This is a genomic window from Actinospineispora acaciae DSM 45401 (genome assembly GCF_000620785.1).
Lineage (GTDB): Bacteria > Actinomycetota > Actinomycetes > Mycobacteriales > Pseudonocardiaceae > Pseudonocardia > Pseudonocardia acaciae.
In genome coordinates this window covers 353424-371873 of the sequence record NZ_JIAI01000007.1, presented here as the reverse complement: position 1 = coordinate 371873, position 18450 = coordinate 353424, and the positions used below count along the sequence as shown (strand labels likewise).

The 18450-nt window shown below is 71.2% G+C and carries 16 protein-coding genes; 10 read left to right on the top strand and 6 right to left on the bottom strand.

All coding sequences use genetic code 11. The features are described 5' to 3' along the window. The first annotated feature begins 34 nt into the window (after nucleotides 1-34). Nucleotides 35-718, top strand: coding sequence for a thiamine pyrophosphate-dependent enzyme (locus N912_RS0129765; protein ID WP_245645487.1), 684 nt, complete (start codon nucleotides 35-37; stop codon nucleotides 716-718). 4 nt (nucleotides 719-722) lie between these two features. After that, entirely contained in the window at nucleotides 723-1649 is a 927-nt protein-coding gene (locus tag N912_RS0129760; protein WP_245645485.1) for a transketolase family protein, read from the top strand. A 109-nt stretch (nucleotides 1650-1758) separates the two neighbouring features. On the opposite strand, the gene N912_RS0129755 is transcribed toward N912_RS0129760, so the two are convergent. The 6 genes from N912_RS0129755 to N912_RS0129730 form a co-directional block, all read right to left on the bottom strand. Further along, nucleotides 1759-3345 (bottom strand): trimethylamine N-oxide permease, encoded by a 1587-nt coding sequence (locus N912_RS0129755; protein WP_028925253.1) that lies wholly within the window; start codon nucleotides 3343-3345, stop codon nucleotides 1759-1761. Nucleotides 3346-3444: 99 nt separating this feature from the next. After that, on the bottom strand, nucleotides 3445-3900 hold the full coding sequence (locus N912_RS0129750) for a hypothetical protein (RefSeq protein ID WP_028925252.1): 456 nt from the start codon (nucleotides 3898-3900) through the stop codon (nucleotides 3445-3447). After that, nucleotides 3893-5296, bottom strand: a complete 1404-nt coding sequence (locus N912_RS55560) for an FMN-binding glutamate synthase family protein (protein WP_084211346.1) — start codon at nucleotides 5294-5296, stop codon at nucleotides 3893-3895. Before N912_RS55560 ends, N912_RS0129750 begins: the two co-directional genes overlap by 8 nt. Further along, nucleotides 5296-6078: a GltB/FmdC/FwdC-like GXGXG domain-containing protein gene (locus N912_RS55555; protein ID WP_051580977.1), complete on the bottom strand. Its 783-nt coding sequence runs from the start codon at nucleotides 6076-6078 to the stop codon at nucleotides 5296-5298. The genes N912_RS55560 and N912_RS55555 overlap by 1 nt, the downstream gene beginning before the upstream one ends. Further along, complete coding sequence (locus tag N912_RS0129735; RefSeq protein WP_028925251.1) at nucleotides 6066-6995, bottom strand: class II glutamine amidotransferase; 930 nt, start codon at nucleotides 6993-6995, stop codon at nucleotides 6066-6068. The genes N912_RS55555 and N912_RS0129735 overlap by 13 nt, the downstream gene beginning before the upstream one ends. Before the next feature lie 14 nt (nucleotides 6996-7009). Continuing rightward, nucleotides 7010-8407: a glutamine synthetase family protein gene (locus N912_RS0129730; protein ID WP_028925250.1), complete on the bottom strand. Its 1398-nt coding sequence runs from the start codon at nucleotides 8405-8407 to the stop codon at nucleotides 7010-7012. A 120-nt stretch (nucleotides 8408-8527) separates the two neighbouring features. Here N912_RS0129730 and N912_RS0129725 point away from each other — a divergent pair, with 120 nt between their 5' ends. From N912_RS0129725 to N912_RS0129690, 8 genes are all read left to right on the top strand, one after another. Continuing rightward, a complete protein-coding gene (locus tag N912_RS0129725; protein WP_211261431.1) occupies nucleotides 8528-9157 on the top strand; it encodes a helix-turn-helix domain-containing protein in 630 nt (209 codons plus the stop codon). Between the two features lie 92 nt (nucleotides 9158-9249). Beyond that, nucleotides 9250-10548, top strand: a complete 1299-nt coding sequence (locus N912_RS0129720) for a sarcosine oxidase subunit beta family protein (RefSeq protein WP_245645484.1) — start codon at nucleotides 9250-9252, stop codon at nucleotides 10546-10548. 70 nt (nucleotides 10549-10618) lie between these two features. Continuing rightward, on the top strand, nucleotides 10619-10867 hold the full coding sequence (locus N912_RS0129715; protein WP_028925247.1) for a sarcosine oxidase subunit delta: 249 nt from the start codon (nucleotides 10619-10621) through the stop codon (nucleotides 10865-10867). Then, complete coding sequence (locus tag N912_RS66540) at nucleotides 10864-14322, top strand: 2Fe-2S iron-sulfur cluster-binding protein (protein WP_028925246.1); 3459 nt, start codon at nucleotides 10864-10866, stop codon at nucleotides 14320-14322. The genes N912_RS0129715 and N912_RS66540 overlap by 4 nt, the downstream gene beginning before the upstream one ends. A 2-nt stretch (nucleotides 14323-14324) precedes the next feature. Next, nucleotides 14325-16022, top strand: a complete 1698-nt coding sequence (locus tag N912_RS0129705) for a formate--tetrahydrofolate ligase (RefSeq protein ID WP_028925245.1) — start codon at nucleotides 14325-14327, stop codon at nucleotides 16020-16022. A 100-nt stretch (nucleotides 16023-16122) separates the two neighbouring features. Beyond that, a complete protein-coding gene (locus N912_RS55550) occupies nucleotides 16123-16665 on the top strand; it encodes a cyclodeaminase/cyclohydrolase family protein (protein WP_051580976.1) in 543 nt (180 codons plus the stop codon). A 315-nt stretch (nucleotides 16666-16980) separates the two neighbouring features. Then, nucleotides 16981-18045, top strand: a complete 1065-nt coding sequence (locus N912_RS0129695; RefSeq protein ID WP_037067176.1) for a membrane protein — start codon at nucleotides 16981-16983, stop codon at nucleotides 18043-18045. Beyond that, complete coding sequence (locus N912_RS0129690) at nucleotides 18045-18356, top strand: hypothetical protein (RefSeq protein WP_028925243.1); 312 nt, start codon at nucleotides 18045-18047, stop codon at nucleotides 18354-18356. Before N912_RS0129695 ends, N912_RS0129690 begins: the two co-directional genes overlap by 1 nt. The last annotated feature ends 94 nt before the right edge of the window (nucleotides 18357-18450 follow it).

Sequence of the window (18450 nt, the reverse complement as noted above, 5' to 3'; positions counted from 1 at the left end):
CCTCTAGCTTGCTTGAGGGTCCATGCTGGGACGCATGGCATACGGATATGCCGACCTGCCCGCGTTGATGGCGCGGCTGACCGGCGACGAGAAGCACTCGGTGGCGGCCACCAGCACGATGGACGTGCTCTGGGTGCTCTACGACAGGGTGCTCGACCTGCGCCCGGGCAACGCCGCCGACCCCGACCGGGACAGGTTCCTGCTGTCCAAGGGGCACGGCGCGATGGCGTTCTACGCGACCCTGGTCGTCAAGGGCTTCCTGGACGAGGGCGCGCTCGACGACTGGGGCGCGTTCGGCTCGCCGCTGGGCATGCACCCGGACCGGGTGGTGCTGCCCGGCGCGGAGATCAGCAGCGGCTCGCTCGGGCACGGGCTGCCGCTCGCGCTGGGCATCGCGCTGGGCTGGCGGGCGCAGCGGCGCACGGCGCCCCGGCTGGTGGTGCTGGTCGGGGACGCCGAGCTGGACGAGGGCAGCAACGCCGAGGCGATCCAGCTGGCCGGCCGGCTGGGGCTGGAGCAGCTCACCGCCGTCGTGGTGGACAACGCCTCGTCCAGCCACGGCTGGCCGGGCGGCATCGAGCGCCGGTTCGAGCTGGAGGGCTGGACCGGCCGGGCGGTGGACGGCCGCGACCACGAAGCGCTCTACGGCGCGTTCACCGATCCGCACCCCGGGCGCCCGCTCGCCGTGGTCGCCCAGGTCGAACCGAACGGGGGCTGAACCCATGTCTGTCACCGAGCCAGCCGTCACCACCCAGACGATCGGCATGCGCGACACGTTCGTCGCCGCCGCCACCGAGCTGCTCGACGACGACCCCCGGGTCGCGCTGGTGCTGGCCGAGATCAGCCGCGACCGGTTCACGGTCGCCGAACAGGACCACCCGGACCGCGTGATCAACGTCGGCATCCGGGAGCAGCTGCTGGTCAGCGTGGCCGGCGGGCTCGCGCTCACCGGCATGCGCCCGATCGCGCACACCATCGGCTCGTTCCTGGTCGAGCGCCCGTTCGAGCAGGTCAAGCTGGACCTCGGGCACCAGGACGTGGGCGGCATCCTGGTCAGCGTCGGCGCCTCGTACGACTACCCGTTCACCGGGCGCACCCACATGAGCCCCGGCGACGTGGCGCTGATCGACACCCTGCCCGGCTGGACGATCCAGGTACCCGGCCACCCCGCGGAGGTCCCGCCGCTGCTGCGCGCCGCCGCCGACCGCGACGACCGCGTCTACCTGCGCCTGACCGAGGCCCCCAACGCGACCGCCTACTCCGCCCAGGGCGAGATGTCCGTGCTGCGCACCGGCCGCCGAGGCCTGGCGCTCGCCGTCGGCCCGGTCGCCGACCGGGTGCTGGCCGCCACCGAGGGCCTGGACGTGACAGTCGTCTACACCCCGACCGTCCGCCCGCTGGACACCGCCGTCCTCCGCGCCGCCCTGCCGGACCGGGCCGACGTGCTCCTGGTCGAGCCCTACCTCGCGGGCACCTCGACGCACGTACTAGCCACCGCCCTGGAGGACCGCCCACACCGAATCGCCGCCCTCGGCGTCGCCCGCGACCACGAGATACGCGGCTACGGCACGATCCCCGACCACGACCGCGCCCACCACCTGACCACCGCCGCCCTATCCGCCCGCGCCCGCACCTTCTTCCGCCCGTAGCGGATTGGCCCGCACACCCGCTGTGCACGCCGCACAACGGCTTCAGTGCATGTGCCGGTGAGAAACCGGGTGTGCGGCCGATAGCGGGGGCCGGGGGCGCGAGCGCGTGTTACGCGCGGAGGTAGAGGCCGAGGAGTACGGCGGCTACGCCGCCGGCGAGTGCGAGGTAGGGGCGGAGTCCGGCGCGGCGGGCGGGTGCGGTGGTCGCTTCGGTACCGGCGTCGGCGTACATCGCCGCCGGGAAGCGGCCGCGGTCGCGGACGTAGTGCCGGAACGCGAACACCGGGATGATCAGCGCGGCGAACACCAGGCCGGTGAGCAGCGCGCCGGCGCCCCACACGTTCGCGCCCCAACCCAACAGCACGGCGTTGCCGAACCCGAGCACCCCGCCGATCGCGATCAGCGCGGTCGGCGCCCGCCACGGCCGGGGCCGGTCGGGGGAGTCCACCCGGTGCAGCCAGCCGGCGTTCAGGTTCAGGAAGTTGAAGATCATGTAGCACACCGTGGACGCGGCGAGCACGAACACGTAGTCGCTCATCAGCAGCAGGAGCAGGTTGAAGCACAGGTCCGTCCACATCGCCCGCGCCGGCGCCCCGTGCTTGTTGGCCCTGCCCAGATAACGAGGCAGCCAGCCGTCCACCGAGCCCTGGTACAGGGTCCGCGACGAGCCGGCCATCGTGGTCATGATGGACAGCAGCACGGCCAGGATCAGCATGATCGTGAGCAGGTTGCCCACCAGCGCGCCCCCGCCGACCATGTCGACCATCGCGGCGGCCACCCCGGTGTTGTCCACGATCGGCTTGCTGACCAGCCGGTCCAGCCCCAGCGCGCCCTGGAACGTGAACGGCACCAGCACGTACATCAGCAGGCACACCAGGCCGGAGGCGAAGATCGCCTTCACGGTGTCCCGGCCGGGGTCCTTCAGCTCGCTCGTATAACAGACCGACGTCTCGAACGCGTACGCCGACCACGCCGCGAGGAACAGCCCGCCCGCGAACAGCGTCCAGCCCGCCTGGTCCCAGGCCCCGCTGATCGGGGCGAACGGCTGGAAGTTGCGGGCCACCACGTCACCGGTCAGCAGCGGCACCAGCCCGACGACCAGCAGCGGCACCAGCACCGCCAGCCCGACCACCGTCTGGACCCGAGCCGCGCGCAGGATGCCGTGGTGCTGCAGTGCGAAGACCAGCAACAACAGCGCGGCGGCGATCACGAACTGGGCGTTGAGCCGCAGCTCCAGCCCGTCCTTGAGCGCGCCGAGGTCGACCAGCTTCAGCGACCAAGTGTTGATCACCGCGTCCGGCGGGAACAGCGCGGTCAACAGATAGCCCGCGCCCAGCCCGGCGCCGATGGTGAGCACCGGCGACCAGGCCAGCCAGTTGCACCACACCGACACCGGCGCGACGAACTTGGAGTACGGCACCCAGGCCATCGCGCCGTACACCGACGCCCCGCCCGACTTGTTCGGGAACAGCCCGGCGATCTCCGCGTAGGTGAAGCTCTGGATCAGCCCCAGCGTCACCGACATCGCCCAGACCAGCACCGACACCGTGCCCACCGTGGACGCGATGGACCCGATGGAGAACAGCACCAGCGCCGGCACCCCGCTGGCCACCCAGAACGCGCCGGTCCAGGTGATCGAACGGCGCAGCTTGCCCGCGCCGGCCTGCTGGGTTGGCCTGTCTGACGTCTCTGTCATGACCGCCTCCGGTGGTGGGAGAGGGGCACGGCGCCGTTGCCGTGCCCCCGTGGTCGTGAGTGGCCAGGGTCGCTATGGCGGCCCTGGCCACTCACGGGTCTAGTGCGCGGACGGGGGTTCCCAGCCGGCCAGTTTCGGCGGGGTCCAGCTCTCGCCGACGGTGGCGGAGTTGGACAGCCAGGAGCCCAGCTCGGGCTGGGGGAACTTGGCGTGCGTGTGCTTGAGCCAGATGCCGTACGAGTTGCCCTCCTGGAGGTGTTTGACCAGGACCTTGCGGGCGTACTCGTCCTCGCGGCCGGCCGGGATCTCGAAGTGGATCTTCAGGAAGGCGTTCGTGTACCTGTCGAAGACGGCGGGCACGTCGTCCTCGGTCATCAGGTGCACGTCCTCCAGCCAGTTGAGGTCCTCGCCGGGGGTGGCCGCCATCAGGTCGACGTCGTCCACGAGCGAGCGGTCGAACTGGTAGGGGAAGGTGCGGCCGGTCAGCTCCTCGGTGTCTATCCCCGTGCGGGTGGTCAGTCTTCTCGCGGACGGGTCGAACAGCTGCTCAGGCATCGCGCGCCCCCTGCCCGGCGCCGTTGGTCAGCTGCTTGGCGAGCATGGCCTTGATCTCGGCGAGTGCGTTCTCCTCGGTGATGCCCGGGATGTACGACGTGCCGGCCAGCGGGACGCGGGCCATCGCTGCGGCCTCGGTGGTCAGGGCGCACAGGTCCTCGGGCTCCAGGCTGTGCACGTTGGTCTTGCCGCACGCCCGCGCCAGCATCTGCACCTCCAGCGTCAACGTGTGCAGGAAGTTGTAGACGCGCTCGGCCGCCTCGTCCACGACGAGCCGTTTGCGCAGCTCCGGGTCCTGCGTCGCCACGCCGACCGGGCAGCGGCCGGTGTGGCAGTGGTAGCACCTGCCGGCCGGGACGCCGACGGTGCCCTCGTAGTCGGTGACGCCGGGGATCTCCTTGTTGCAGTTCAGCGCCATCAGCGAGGAGTGGCCGATGGCGATCGCGTCGGCGCCCAGCGCGAGCGCCTTGGCCACGTCGCCGCCGTTGCGGATGCCGCCAGCCACCACCAGGTCGATCTCGTCGGCCAGGCCGACGTCCTCCAGCGCGCGGCGGGCCTCCGGGATCGCGGCCATCAGCGGGATGCCGGTCTCCTCGGCGGCCACGTGCGGGCCGGCGCCGGTGCCGCCCTCCGCGCCGTCCAGGTAGATGATGTCCGGCCCGCACTTGGCGGCCATCCGCACGTCGTCGTAGACCCGCGCGGCGCCCAGCTTGAGCTGGATCGGCACCTGGTAGTCGGTGGCCTCCCGGATCTCCTGGACCTTCAGCGACAGGTCGTCCGGCCCGAGCCAGTCAGGGTGGCGGGCCGGGCTGCGTTGGTCGATGCCCGGCGGCAGCGAGCGCATCTCGGCGACCTGCTCGGTCACCTTCTGGCCCATCAGGTGCCCGCCGAGGCCGACCTTGCAGCCCTGGCCGATGAAGAACTCCACCCCGTCGGCCAGCATCAGGTGGTGCGGGTTGAACCCGTACCGGCTCTGGATCACCTGGTAGTACCACTTGGTGGACAGGTCGCGCTCCGGCGGGATCATGCCGCCCTCGCCGGAGCAGGTCGCGGTGCCGGCCATGGACGCGCCCTTGGCCAGCGCCATCTTGGCCTCCAGCGACAGCGCGCCGAAGCTCATCCCGGTGATGTAGATCGGGATGTCCAGCTCCAGCGGCTTCTTCGCGAACCGCGCGCCGAGAACCGTGCGAGTGTCGCACTTCTCCCGGTAGCCCTCGATCACGAACCGGGTCAGCGTGCCGGGCAGGAACATCAGCTCGTCCCAGTGCGGGATCGGCTTGAACATCGAGAACCCGCGCATCCGGTACCGGCCCAGCTCGGACTTGGTATGGATGTCGTTGATCACTTCGGGCGTGAAGATCCGGCTGTGCCCGAGCACGTGCTTGTCGTCGGACATCACAGCACCAACTTCCGCTCGCTCGGTTCGAGGTTGTCGTAGTTCCACAGCTTCTGGCCGCAGACGAACTTGCGGAACGCGTCGGGTTTCGGCAGGCCGTAGATGCGGAACTTGCGGTCGATCAGCTCCTGGTCGGCGTCGGTGAACTCGGCCTCCACGCAGTCCACCCCGAGGGAGGCGACCTTGCCGGCGACGTAGATCGCGCCGTCGTACATCGAGTCGCCGAGGCCGGGGCCGACGTCGCCGCAGATGATCTGCCGGCCGCGCTGCATCATGAACCCGGTCATCGAGCCGGCGTTGCCGCCCGCGATGATCGTCCCGCCCTTCTGGTCGATGCCGGTGCGCGCGCCGACGTGTCCACGTACGACGACGTCCCCGCCGCGCAGCGCCGCCCCGGTCAGCGAGCCGGCGTTCTTGTCGATCACCACGACGCCGGACATCATGTTCTCCGCCACCGACCAGCCCACCCGGCCGGTAATGTGGATCTCCGGGCCGTCGATCAGCCCGCAGCCGAAGTAGCCGAGGCTGCCGTCGATGGTGATCCGGCAGCGGGTGAGCAGGCCGACCGCGAGCGAGTGCCGCGCGCCGGGGTTTCGGACCGTCACCTCGGCGATGCCCTCGGTGTAGAGCAGCCGCCGCAGCTCCAGGTTGATCAGCCGAGGGGTCAGCTCGGCCGCGTCGAACTCGGCGCTCGTACCCGACACGACAGACGTCTTGGGCGGCTCGGCGTCCGGCTCCGCCAGGCCTCGGTGGTCAACGGCTCGGGTCTTCACCGACTCCACACCAGCACCTCCCGCTCGTACGGGTCGTAGGTGTCGATCTCGCGGTTCACCACCGCGCGGATGGCCACCTCCTCGGACGCCATCGCCACCATGTCGTCGGCCTCGTAGAGCACCAGCGGCTTGGCGGCCATCTCGTCCTTGGCCACGCCGAGCTGGTCCCCGGTCACCACCAGGTAGGTGAACACGCCGTCCAACTCGTCCAGGCTCTGCTTCATCGCCGTCTCCAGCGAGACGCCGTCGGACATCCGCTGCGCGATGTACACGGCGATGATCTCCGAGTCGCACTCGGACTGGAACCGGTGCCCGAGCCGCTCCAGCCGCCGGCGCCACTGGTGGTAGTTGGTGAGCTGGCCGTTGTGCACCACCGCCACGTCGGAGAACGGGTACGCCCAGTACGGATGCGCGCCGGCGATGTCCACATCGGACTCGGTGGCCATCCGCACGTGCCCGATGGCGTGCGTGCCCCGGAACGCGTCTAGCCGGTACTGCTCGGCCACGGTTCGGGCGTCGCCCAGGTCCTTGACGATCTCCAGCGAGTGCCCGAGGGAGAGCACCTCCGCGCCGGGGACGTCCTCCACGAAGTCCGCCAGCGGCTTCAGCTCGCCCTCGTAACGGAACGTGGCCCGGTAGGCGTACTCGGACTCGCCCTGCACCCGGTCGATGCTCGCGCCCAGCTTGGACAGCCTGGCCTCCACCTCGCGGCGGCTGCGCTCCAGCCGTTCGCTGAAGTCGAAGTCGCGGTGGTCGGTCGGGTCGGCGAGCTTGAACCGCATGACGGTCAGCTCACCGGGCGGGCCGTACAGCGCGAAGCCCGTCGAGTCCGGCCCCCGGTGCCGCATGGCGTGCAGCATCCTGGTCATGTCCTTGCCGAGGTCGCCCTCGCGACCCCGGTAGATCACTCCGGCGATTCCACACATGACGAAGCTCCCTCCTACGGCAGGATGTCCAGGTACTCCTTGACGTCCCAGTCGGTGACCGTGGCGCAGAAGCGTTCCCACTCGTCGCGCTTGTAGTGGCTGAACACCGTGTACATCTCGCCGGGCAGCGCGGCGCGGATCACGTCGTCGCGATCCAGCGCGGCCAGCGCGTCGCCGAGCGTCATCGGGATCTTGCGGACCTCCTTGCCGCCGGCCATCGCCTCGTAGATGTTGCGTTCCTCCGGCGGTCCGGGGTCCAGGTTGCGGCGGATCCCGTCGCCCATCGCCTTGAGCAGGCCGGCCATGGACAGGTACGGGTTCACCGAGGAGTCCACCGAGCGGTACTCGAACCGGTCCGGCGAGCTGACCCGCAGCGCGGTGGTGCGGTTCTGGAAGCCCCAGTCCGCGTACAGCGGCGCCCAGAACCCGGTGTCCCACATCCGCCGGTAGGAGTTCACCGTCGGCGAGGTCAGGCAGGTCAGCGCGTCCAGGTGGTGCAGCACGCCGCCGATCGCGGCCAGCCCGAGCTTGCTGGGCATCCGGGGGTTGTCGCCCTCGGGCAGGAACGCGTTCGTCTCGCCCTGCCACAGCGAGATGTTGTGGTGGCAGCCGTTCGCGGACACGCCCATGAACGGCTTGGGCATGAAGCACGGGAACGCGCCCAGCTCACGGCCCACCTGCCGGCAGATCTGCCGGTACGTGGTGAGCCGGTCGGCGGTGTGCTCGGCCCTGTCGAACTCCCAGTTCAGCTCCAGCTGGCCGGGCGCGTCCTCGTGGTCGCCCTGGATCATGTCCAGGCCCATCGCGGTGGCGTACTCCATCACCTTGTGGATCAGCGGCTGGAGCTCGCCGAACTGGTCGATGTGGTAGCAGTACGGCTTGGTCTTGCCCTCCACCGAGGGGGTGCCGTCCGGGTTGAGCTTGAGCCACATCATCTCCGGCTCGGTGCCCGCGCGCAGGTGAAGACCGGTCTCGGACTCGAACTCCTCGTGGATGCGCCTGAGATTGCCCCGGCAGTCCGAGGTGAGGTACTCGCCCGGGTCGTCCTCCTCCTCGCGGCCCCGGAACAGCGTGCAGAACACCCGCGCGGTCTTCGGGTCCCAGGGCAGCACGCAGAAGGTGTCCACGTCCGGCAGCCCGACCAGCTCGCGCGACTCCGGGCCGTAGCCGATGTAGTCGCCGTGCCGGTCGATGAACAGGTTCGCCGTCGAGCCGTACACGAGCTGGAAGCCCTTGCGCGCGAACCGCTCCCAGTGCGCGGCAGGCGCGCCCTTGCCCATGATCCGTCCGGTGACGGAGACGAACTGGTAGTAGATGTACGACACGCCGGACTCGTCGATCTCCCGGCGCACCCGCTCGATGCCGTCCTCGCGGCCGTCCTGGGCGAGGAACCGTTCGAGTGCAGTGGTCATGGCGACTCCGTTGTCCTTCCGACCGTCCGTACAGAAGCTGTGCTGTGCGTCACGTCATCTACGAGCAGTAAACTCTGTGCCGTAGGAATAGACAACACTTCGTTTGCGGATGTGGGTCTGGTGAGTATCGAGCCTGTTACCGACGTGGCGGGCGAGCGCGCGGCCAGTGGGGTCGAGGAGGCGCTCGGCGCCGTCATCGCGGACCGGGTGCGCGAGTTCCGGCTGCGGCACGGCTGGACGGTCGGCACCCTGGCCGAGGAGTGCGGACTCTCCAAGGGCATGCTCTACAAGATCGAGAACGCCCAGACCTCGCCCAGCCTGGCCACCCTCGCCCGGCTCTCCGAGGCGCTGTCGGTGCCGGTCACGGCGTTCTTCCGGGGCCTGTCCGAGGAGCAGGACGTGCTGTTCGTCAAGGCCGGCGGCGGGCTGGACATCCAGCAGCGGCACTCCGAGCTGGGCCGGCGCTACCAGACCCTGGGCACCATGCGCGCGCCGCACGACAACCTGGAGCCGATGCTGGTCACCCTGACCTCGCGCAGCTCCGAGGCGTTCCCGCTCTACCAGCACGCCGGCACCGAGCTGATCTTCATGATCGCCGGAAAGATGGAGTACTGCTGCGGCAGCTCGCGCTACCTGCTCGAACCCGGCGACGCGCTGCAGTTCGTCGGCGAGGTCACCCACGGCCCCGGCGAGCTGATCACGCTCCCGATCCAGTTCCTCGCGGTCAAGTCCGTGACCTCCAGTCGTTAACTGATAGTAGAAAATGTGAACTGCATGTCGTAGCCTCCTGAACCGTCGGGCCCGCGAGGGCCGGCGATCGATCTCCTCAGGAGGCTGGCACCGTGGCGGGACCCTGGCGGAACGGATCGAGCAACGGAGCGCTGCCCCGCTCGGCGCGCTACTCCGCGTGGAGCCTGCTGCGCCAGGGGCTGCGGCGCTACCCGGACTGGCCGCGAGCCTGGCGCGCCCACGAGCTGAAGGACAGCTACGACGTGGTGATCGTCGGCGGCGGCGTGCACGGGCTGGCCTGCGCCTACTACCTGGCGGCCAACCACGGGATCACCAACGTGGCCGTCCTGGACAAGGGCTACCTGGGCGGCGGCGGGTCCGGGCGGAACACCGCGATCCTGCGGTCCAACTACCTGACCCCCGAGGGCGTGCGGTTCTACGACCGCTCCATGGAGCTGTACCGCAACCTGGCCGCCGAGCTGAACTACAACGTGATGTTCTCCCGGCGCGGCCACCTGACCCTGGCGCACAACGACGGCTCGCTGCGCACCATGCACTGGCGCGCCGAGGTGAACAAGCTCCAGGGCGTCGACTCGTCGGTGATCGGCCCTGACGAGATCAAGAAGCTGGTGCCGTACCTGGACACCTCCGCCGAGACCCGCTACCCGATCCTGGGCGCGCTCTACCACCCGCCCGGCGGCATCATCCGGCACGACGCCGTGGTCTGGGGCTACGCCCGCGCCGCCGACGCGCACGGCGTGCACCTGCACCAACAGACCGAGGTGACCGGCATCGACGTCGAGCACGGCCGGGTCACCGGCGTGCAGACCAGCCGAGGCCGCATCGCCACCGGCGCCGTGCTCAACGCCACCGCCGGCTGGTCGACGCTGGTCTCCGACATGGCCGGGGTGCGGATGCCCGTCACCACCTCGCCCCTGCAGGCCGCCGTGACCGAACCCGTCCGCCCGTTCCTGGACGCCGTGGTCGTCTCCGGCACCCTGCACGTCTACGTCAGCCAGACCGACCGGGGCGAGCTGGTCTTCGGCGCCAGCGTGGACCCGTTCACCTCGTACTCCATGCGCGGCTCGCTGGACTTCGTGGAGGGCCTGGCCGGTCACGTGCTCGAGCTCATGCCGGCGCTGTCCAAGATGCGGCTGCTCCGCCAGTGGGCCGGGCTGTGCGACATGACCCCGGACTACTCGCCGATCATGGGCCCGACCCCCGTGGAGGGCTTCTACGTCGACGTCGGCTGGGGCACCTACGGCTTCAAGGCCGGCCCGGTGTCCGGCGAGACCATGGCCGAGACGATCGCCACCGGCCGCCCGGCCGAGCTGATCACCTCGTTCGGCCTGGAGCGGTTCGAGCGCGGCGAGCTCGTGGGGGAGAAGGGCGCCGCCGCCGTGGGGCACTGACAAACCCGTGAGTGGTTAGCGTTGCTATGACAACGCTAACCACTCACGGGTCCTGACCAGGGAGGACGCAGTGGTTGTCTTGCCGTGCCCGTGGTGCGGGCCGCGCAACGTGTCGGAGTTCCGGCACCTCGGCGAGGTGGTGCGGCGGCCGGATCCGGAGGACGTCACGCCCGAGCAGTGGCGCGGGTACCTGTACCTGCGGCGCAATGCGGCGGGGTGGACGCGGGAGAGCTGGTACCACTCGGCGGGGTGCCGGCGGTACTTCCAGGTCAGCCGGCACACGGTGAGCAATGAGGTGCGGGCGGAGGGGGCGCGGTGACGGCGACGGAGACGGTCACGGGGCGGCTGCCCGTCCAGCCGGGCGAGGTGATCGACAGGTCACGGACCGTGCGGTTCAGCTGGAACGGACGGCCGGCGAGCGGGCACCCGGGGGACACGATCGTCTCGGCGCTGGCCGCGAGCGGGCACCGGGTGTTCTCCCGGAGCTTCAAGTACCACCGGCCACGGGGGATTCTCACCGCGAGCGTCCACGACCCGGGCACGATCCTGCAGGTCGACGACGAGCCGAACGTCCGCGCCGGGCACCGGCGGCTGGAAGAGGGCATGCGGGTGCGCTCGCAGAACACCTGGCCGTCGCTGCGGTTCGACGTCAAGGCGGTGAACGGGCTGGCGGGGCGGTTCCTGTCGGCGGGCTTCTACTACAAGACGTTCATGGCGCCGTCCGCGCTGTGGCCGGCCTACGAGCGGGTGCTGCAGCGGTTCGCGCACGGCGGCTCGGTGCCGCCCGACACCCCACATGACTACTACGACAAGCGGTACGCGCACCCGGATGTGCTGGTGGCCGGCGGCGGGCCGGCCGGGATGGCGGCGGCGGTCGCGGCGGCCGGCGCCGGTGCGCACGTGCTGCTGGTGGAGGAGGAGCACGAGCTGGGCGGGCACCTGCGCTGGGGCGGCCCGGAGGAGCTGTCCGCGCTGGCGGCGCTGCGCGCGGTGGTGGACGCCTCCGAGGGCATCGAGGTGCTCACCGACTCCTCGGTGGTCGGGCGCTACGACGACAACTGGGTGGCCGTCGTTCAGCGTGCGCTCCCGGGCGTCCCGGAGCGGCTGGTCAAGGCGCGCGCCGGGGTGCTCGTGGCGGCCCCGGGGCTGATCGAGCGGCCGTACGTGTTCGCCGGCAACGACGTGCCCGGGGTGATGCTGTCCACCGCGGTGCGCCGGCTGGTGAACATGTACGCGGTGCGGCCGGGCGAGCGGGCGGTGGTGTTCACCGCGAACGCCGAAGGCGACGCCGCCGCCGATGACCTGCGCCGGGTCGGCGTCGAGGTGGCCGCCGTCGTGGACGCGCGCGCCGGCGAGGACGTGGCCAGGGTGCACGGGCGCGGCGGCGTACGGGCGGTGGAGCTTTCAGACGGGCGCAAGGTCGAAGCCGACCTGCTGGTCACCGCGACCGGCTGGACGTCACCGACCGCGCTGCTCAACATGGCCGGCGACCGGCCCGTCTACTCCGACAGGGCCGCCCGGTTCCTGCCCGGCGGCCAGCACGGCGAGGACGTCATGGTGGCCGGCGGCCTGGCCGGCGACGGCAGCACCGACGAGCTGGTCGCGCACGCCGACGCGGTCGGCTCCGAGGCGGCCCGCCGGGCGCTGCTGCGCCGCCGCGAACGGCTCTCCCGGCTGCCCACCCGGGCCCGGCCGCCCGCGCTGGACACCGTGCCGGACCCAGTGCCGATCCCGGACCTGCCCGCCGCCGAGCACCCCGAGCTGTTCCGCGGCCGCACCCACGGCATCGTGGACTTCTCCGAGGACGTCTCGTCCAAGGACATCGTGTCCGCCGCCCGCGAAGGCTACGACTCCGTCGAGCTGGTGAAACGTTTCACCACCGCCACGATGGGCCCCGCGCAGGGCAAGCTGGAGACCGTGAACACCGTGGCGGTGCTCGCCGAGGCCACCGGCGCCACGATCGCGGAGACGGGCACCACGACCTGGCGGCCGATGCACGTGCCGGTCACCCTGGGCGCGCTGGCCGGGCGGATCTTCGAGCCGGTGCGGCACTCGCCGATGCAGCCGTGGCACCAGGCGCACGGGGCGAAGCCGCTGGTCGCCGGCCAGTGGATCCGCCCGGACCACTACGGCGACCCGGCCGGCGAGGTGCGCACCGTGCGCGAGCGGGTCGGGATCATCGACGTCACCCCGATCGGCAAGCTGGACCTGCGCGGCCCGGACGTGCCCAAGCTGCTCAACCTGCTCTACGTCAACAAGTGGTCGAAGCTGGCGCTCGGGCGGGTCAGGTACGGGGTGATGTGCGCCGAGGACGGCGTGGTGCTCGACGACGGCGTCACCGGCCGGCTCAGCGAGGACCACTACCTGATGTCCACCACCTCGTCGGGCGCCGGCGCGATCTGGGAGTGGGTGGAGAACTGGCTGCAGACCGAGCGATCGGACTGGAAGGTGCACGTCACGCCGGTCACCACCGGGTACGCCAGCATCAACGTGGCGGGGCCGAACTCCCGCGAGCTGATGGCACGCCTGGTGGACGGTGTTGATCTTTCGGCGGAGGCGTTCCCGTACATGCACGTGCGGACCGGGCGGGTCGCGGGCGTGGACGACTGCGTGCTGTGGCGGATCGGGTTCACCGGCGAGCTGTCCTACGAGCTGCACGTGCCGGCCGGGTACGGGCTGCACGTCTGGGAGGCGCTGCTGGAGCACGGCGCCGACCTGGGGGCCGCGCCGTTCGGCGTGGAGGCGCAGCGCATCCTGCGGCTGGAGAAGGGCCACCTGATCGTCGGCCAGGACACCGACGGGCTGACCAAGGCGTACAACGCCGGCCTGGACTGGGCGGTGAAGCTGGACAAGCCGGACTTCGTCGGCCGCCCCGAGCTGGCCTGGCAGCACGAGCGCGGCGACGGCTCGCGGCTGGTCGGGCTGACGACGCTGGACCCGTCGGTGGTGCCGCCGGAGGCCAGCCAGATCGTCGCGGGCACCCGGATCGTCGGCAGGGTGACGTCCAGCCGGCTGTCCCCGACGCTCGGGCGCGCGGTGTGCCTCGGCCAGCTGGACGCCACGCTGGCCGAGCCGGGCACCCGGGTCACCGTCCGGCTGCCGGGCGGTGGGGACGTGACGGCCGAGGTCGCCGACCACCTGGCCGCCGTCGACCCGGAGGGCAAACGCCAGCAGGCCGACTCCGCGGGCCCGCTCGGCCCGTGCCGCGAGTTCACCACCCCGGCCCCGGCCAGCCCGTTCGCGTCCGTTCCCGCCTCGACCACCGGCGCGGCGCTGACCTTGTCCGACGCCAGCGCGCTGCTCAAGACCCTGGTGCGGGCGACCCCGGACGGGCCGGCGCGGACCACGCTGGGCACCCCGTTCGGCCGGGCCGCCCGGGAGGCCGACGGCTCGCTGGTGATCGGCTCCGGCCCGGGGGAGTGGCTGCTGCTGGGCACCCCGGCCTCGGTGGTGTCGCGGCGGGTGGCCGGCCTGGAAGAGCTGGTCAGCGTCGTCGACCTGACGCACGGCCGTGCGCTACTGAGGCTGACCGGCCAGCGCGCCGCCGACCTCCTGGCCAAGGTGTGCGCGATCGACCTGTCCGACGACGTCACCCCCGACGGCGCCGCGCTGCGCACCTCGGTGGCCAGACTGGTCACCGACCTGGTGCGAAACGACCTGGACGGGACCCCCAGCTACCTGCTGCACTGCGAACGCTCGTCCGGCCGCTACCTGTGGGACGCGGTACTGGACGCCGGCGCGGAGTTCGATATTGCCGTCGAGGGAGTGGGGTAGAGATGGCCTTCCCGAGTGACCTGGAGATCGCCCGCGCCGCCGGGCTCAAGCCGATCGAGGACATCGCCGGCGAGATGGGCGTGGGCGCCCACCTGCTCGAACACTACGGCCGGGACGTGGCCAAGATCCGCCTCGACGCCATCGACGAGCTGGCCGACCGCCCGCCGGCCAAGTACGTGGTGGTCTCCGCGATCACGCCGACCCCGCTCGGCGAGGGAAAGACCACCACCACGGTCGGGCTCGGCCAGGCCATGCGGCACATCGGCAAGAAGGCCACGGTGGCCATCCGCCAGCCGTCCATGGGCCCGACGTTCGGCATCAAGGGCGGCGCGGCCGGCGGCGGGTACAGCCAGGTGGTGCCGATGGAGACCCTCAACCTGCACCTCACCGGCGACTTCCACGCCGTCACCGAGGCGCACAACATGCTCTCCGCCGTGCTGGACAACCACCTCTACCAGGGCAACGCGTCCGGGCTGGACCAGCACCGGATCACCTGGCGGCGGGTGCTGGACGTCAACGACCGGGCGCTGCGCAACGTGATCGTCGGCCTGGGCAACCGGCTGGACGGCATCCCCAGGCAGACCGGCTTCGACATCACCGCGGCCTCCGAGGTGATGGCCATCTTCGCGCTGGCCCGCTCGCTGCCGGAGATGCGCGCCCGGCTGGGCCGGATCGTGGTCGGCTACACCCGCCGGGGCGAGCCGGTGACGGCCGAGGACCTCGGCGGCGCCGGCGCGATGGCCGTCATCATGCGCGACGCGCTCAAGCCGAACCTCATGCAGACGCTGGAGAACACGCCCGTGCTGGTGCACGCCGGGCCGTTCGGCAACATCGCGCACGGCAACTCCTCGGTGGTGGCCGACCTGATCGGCATCCGGGGCGGGGACTTTCTGATCACGGAGGCCGGGTTCGGCGCGGACATGGGCGCCGAGCGGTTCTTCAACATCAAGTGCCGCGCCTCGGGGCTGCGTCCGGACGCCGCGGTGGTGGTGGCCACGGTGCGCGCGCTCAAGGCGCACTCCGGGGCGCACCGGGTGGTGGCCGGCAAGCCGCTGCCGCCGGCGATGCTGGTGGAGAACCCGGACGACGTGCACGCCGGCGGGGCCAACCTGCGCAAGCAGATCGAGAACATCAGGCTGCACGGGGTGTCGCCGGTGGTGGCGATCAACGCCTTCCCGGGCGACCACCCGTCCGAACACGCCGCCATCGCGGAGATCGCCGCCGAGATGGGAGCCCGCTCGGCGGTGTGCCAGCACTTCTCCGAGGGCGGCGCCGGCGCGACCGACCTGGCGCGCGCGGTCGCGGAGGCGGCGGAGGAGCCGACCGACTTCCGCTTCCTCTACCCGGACGAGGCATCGCTGCGGGAGAAGATCGAGACGATCGCGCGCGAGGTGTACGGCGCGGACGGCGTGGACTACGCCCCGACCGCGGCCCGCGAGCTGGACAGCTACGAGCGCAACGGCTTCGGCTCGCTGCCGGTGTGCATCGCCAAGACGCACCTGTCCATCTCGTCCGACCCGGCCCTCAAGGGCGCCCCCACCGGCTGGCGGCTCCCGGTCCGCGAGGTCCGCGCGTCGGTGGGCGCCGGCTTCATCTACCCGATCTGCGGGGACATGCGCACCATGCCCGGCCTGGGCACCGACCCCGCCGCCCACCACATCGACCTCGACGCCAACGGTGAGATAGTCGGCCTGTCCTGACCGCCCGAGCGATGGCTGTGCGCCGTACACGCCGTCCGTACCCCGCACACAAGTTGGGATGTGTGTGCGGGGTACGAGCGGTGTGTGCCGTGGAGGAACCGTGAGCGAGCGATACGGCGATGTGACCGTTGGGGAGTTCCTCGGGGAGCTGGCGGCGCGGCGGCCGGCGCCGTCCGGGGGCGCGGCGGCGGCGCTCACGCTGGCCATGGCGGCCGGGCTGACGGCGATGGCCGCGAGGTTCTCCCGGTCCGACGAGCTGGCCGCGCTGGCCGGCCGGGCGGACGAGCTGCGGGCGCGCGCGCTCGCGCTCGCCGACGCCGACGCGGCCGCCTACGCCGAGGTGCTCGCCGCCGGCCGGGACCGGACCGCGCGCGGCGAGGCGATGCGGGCGGCCACCGAGGTGCCACTGGAGATGGCCCGCCACGGCGCCGAGGTGGCCAAGCTCGCGGCACGGCTGGCCGCCGAGGGCAACCAGAACCTGGCCGGGGACGCGCGGACCGCCGTGCTCCTGGCCGAGGCCGGCGTGCGGGCGGCCGCCGAACTGGTCGGCATCAACGTCCGCCACGGCGAGCTGGACGGCGCCGCCATCGCCGACGCCCGCGCCTACGTCCGCGCCGCCCAATCCGCCGCCAACACCCCGTAACCCCTCCCGCCGCTCGCACACCCACTCCGTACCCCGCACACGCGCTGGAGCAGGTGTGCCGGATACGAAGTGGGTGTGCGAGCGATCGGGTAATTGCCGCAGTGGACATGATCCGTCCGAACGGGGGGCGGTGGTCACTGTGGGCGAGCGTTGTCACCCGGAAGTTCTGGAGACGGTCTCTCCACTGGGGGTTTACAGGGCGGACGTCGGCCAACATGATGGATGTCACACTCGCCCATCGGTCAGCGTCGACCGGCGGCCGATCACGAAGCACCGTGGCCGCCGAGTGCGCCCGGAGCTCCGCGAGGAGTCGCCATGGTGGATTCGGTCAAGATCGAGCAGCTGCGGCTGGACTACCGCAACCGGCAGGTGCGGTGGGGGTTCATCTGGGCGCTGTGGTGCGCGGTGCTGTGGGGGGCGTGGTACGTCCCGGGCACCGTCATCTACCAGGAGAAACCGTTCGTCGACCTGACGGACAACTACCTCCTCGCCGCCATGGTGATCACCACGCTGAACGCGATAGCGGTGCTGATCGCGTTGTTCGTCTGGGTCGCGGTGCTCGGCAAGACCGGCGACTACGTGCGGACGCTGCGCCAGGTCAAGATCTCCCGCTGGTACGGGCCGGCCGGGCTGGCGGGCATGGCGGCGATCTTCGGGTCGATCCTGGCCATCGCATACGTCGGGCCGCAGTTCTCCGCGGTGTCCGCGCTGCTGTACCCGATCATCGGCGCCCTGGTGGCCCGGATCTGGTACCACGAGAACATCACCCAGCGGGCGGCGATCGGCATCCTGGTCATCGTCGCGGGCGGTGTGGTGATCTTCGCGCCGGGCATCGTCGGCGAGCTGACCGGCGCCGGGGGCGGCGGCTGGCTGGGCTACCTGGGCGGCGCGCTGGCGTTCGTGGGCTGGGGCATCGAGGGCGCCATCGCCGGGCGGGCGCTGGACGTGAGCGACCCGGACATCGGCATCACGCTGCGGTTCACCGCCGAGGTGGCGCTGTGGGTCGTGGTGGCGGTCCCGATCGCGGCCGGGCTGGCCGGCGCCCAGTTCTGGAGCACCGTCGGCGCGGCGCTGGCCAACCCGAACAACCTGCTGCTGCTGGCGCTGCTCGGGCTGACGTTCGGTTTCTGCTACGTGTCCTGGTACAAGTCGTTCCCGCTGATCGGCGTCGGGCGCGGGCAGGCGATCGCCGCGCTGTACGGCCCGCTCGCGCTGGTCTGGCTGTACGTGTTCACGCTCAAGCCGCCCGGCATCCAGTTCGTGATCGGCGCCGTCGTGGCGGTGGTCGGCAGCTTCGTGCTGTTCACCGAGAAGCGCGACGTGCTCGAGGTCATCCGCGCGGTCCCCGCCACCCGCTCCAGCACCACCCAGGAGGCGTGATGTCCCAGCTGCACCTGAAGGGGTACCTGCTGGCGCTGCTCGCCGAGCCTGCGGCCCAGGAGAACGGGCGGTGGGACGACGAGCTGTGCGCGGCGGCGTGTACCGAGTACGGGCTGGACGGCGAGTACTGGCGCGGCACCGTCCGGTTGAACCTCACCGACCTGTTCTCCGGCGGCCTGCTCGACGAGGTGGAGACGACGGTGGATCCGGAGCGGACGGGAGGGGTCGAGCAGGTGCTGTTCCGGTTCCGGCTCAACGACTTCGGCCGGGAGCGGATGCGCCAGTCCGGCCTGCTGGAGGTGGCGTCATGAGCGAGTTCTTCGCCTATCCGGGCGGCGCGGTGCTGATGGTGGTGTTGTTCGTGGGGCTGCCGGCGCTGGCGCTCTACCACGCGCGGACCTTCGT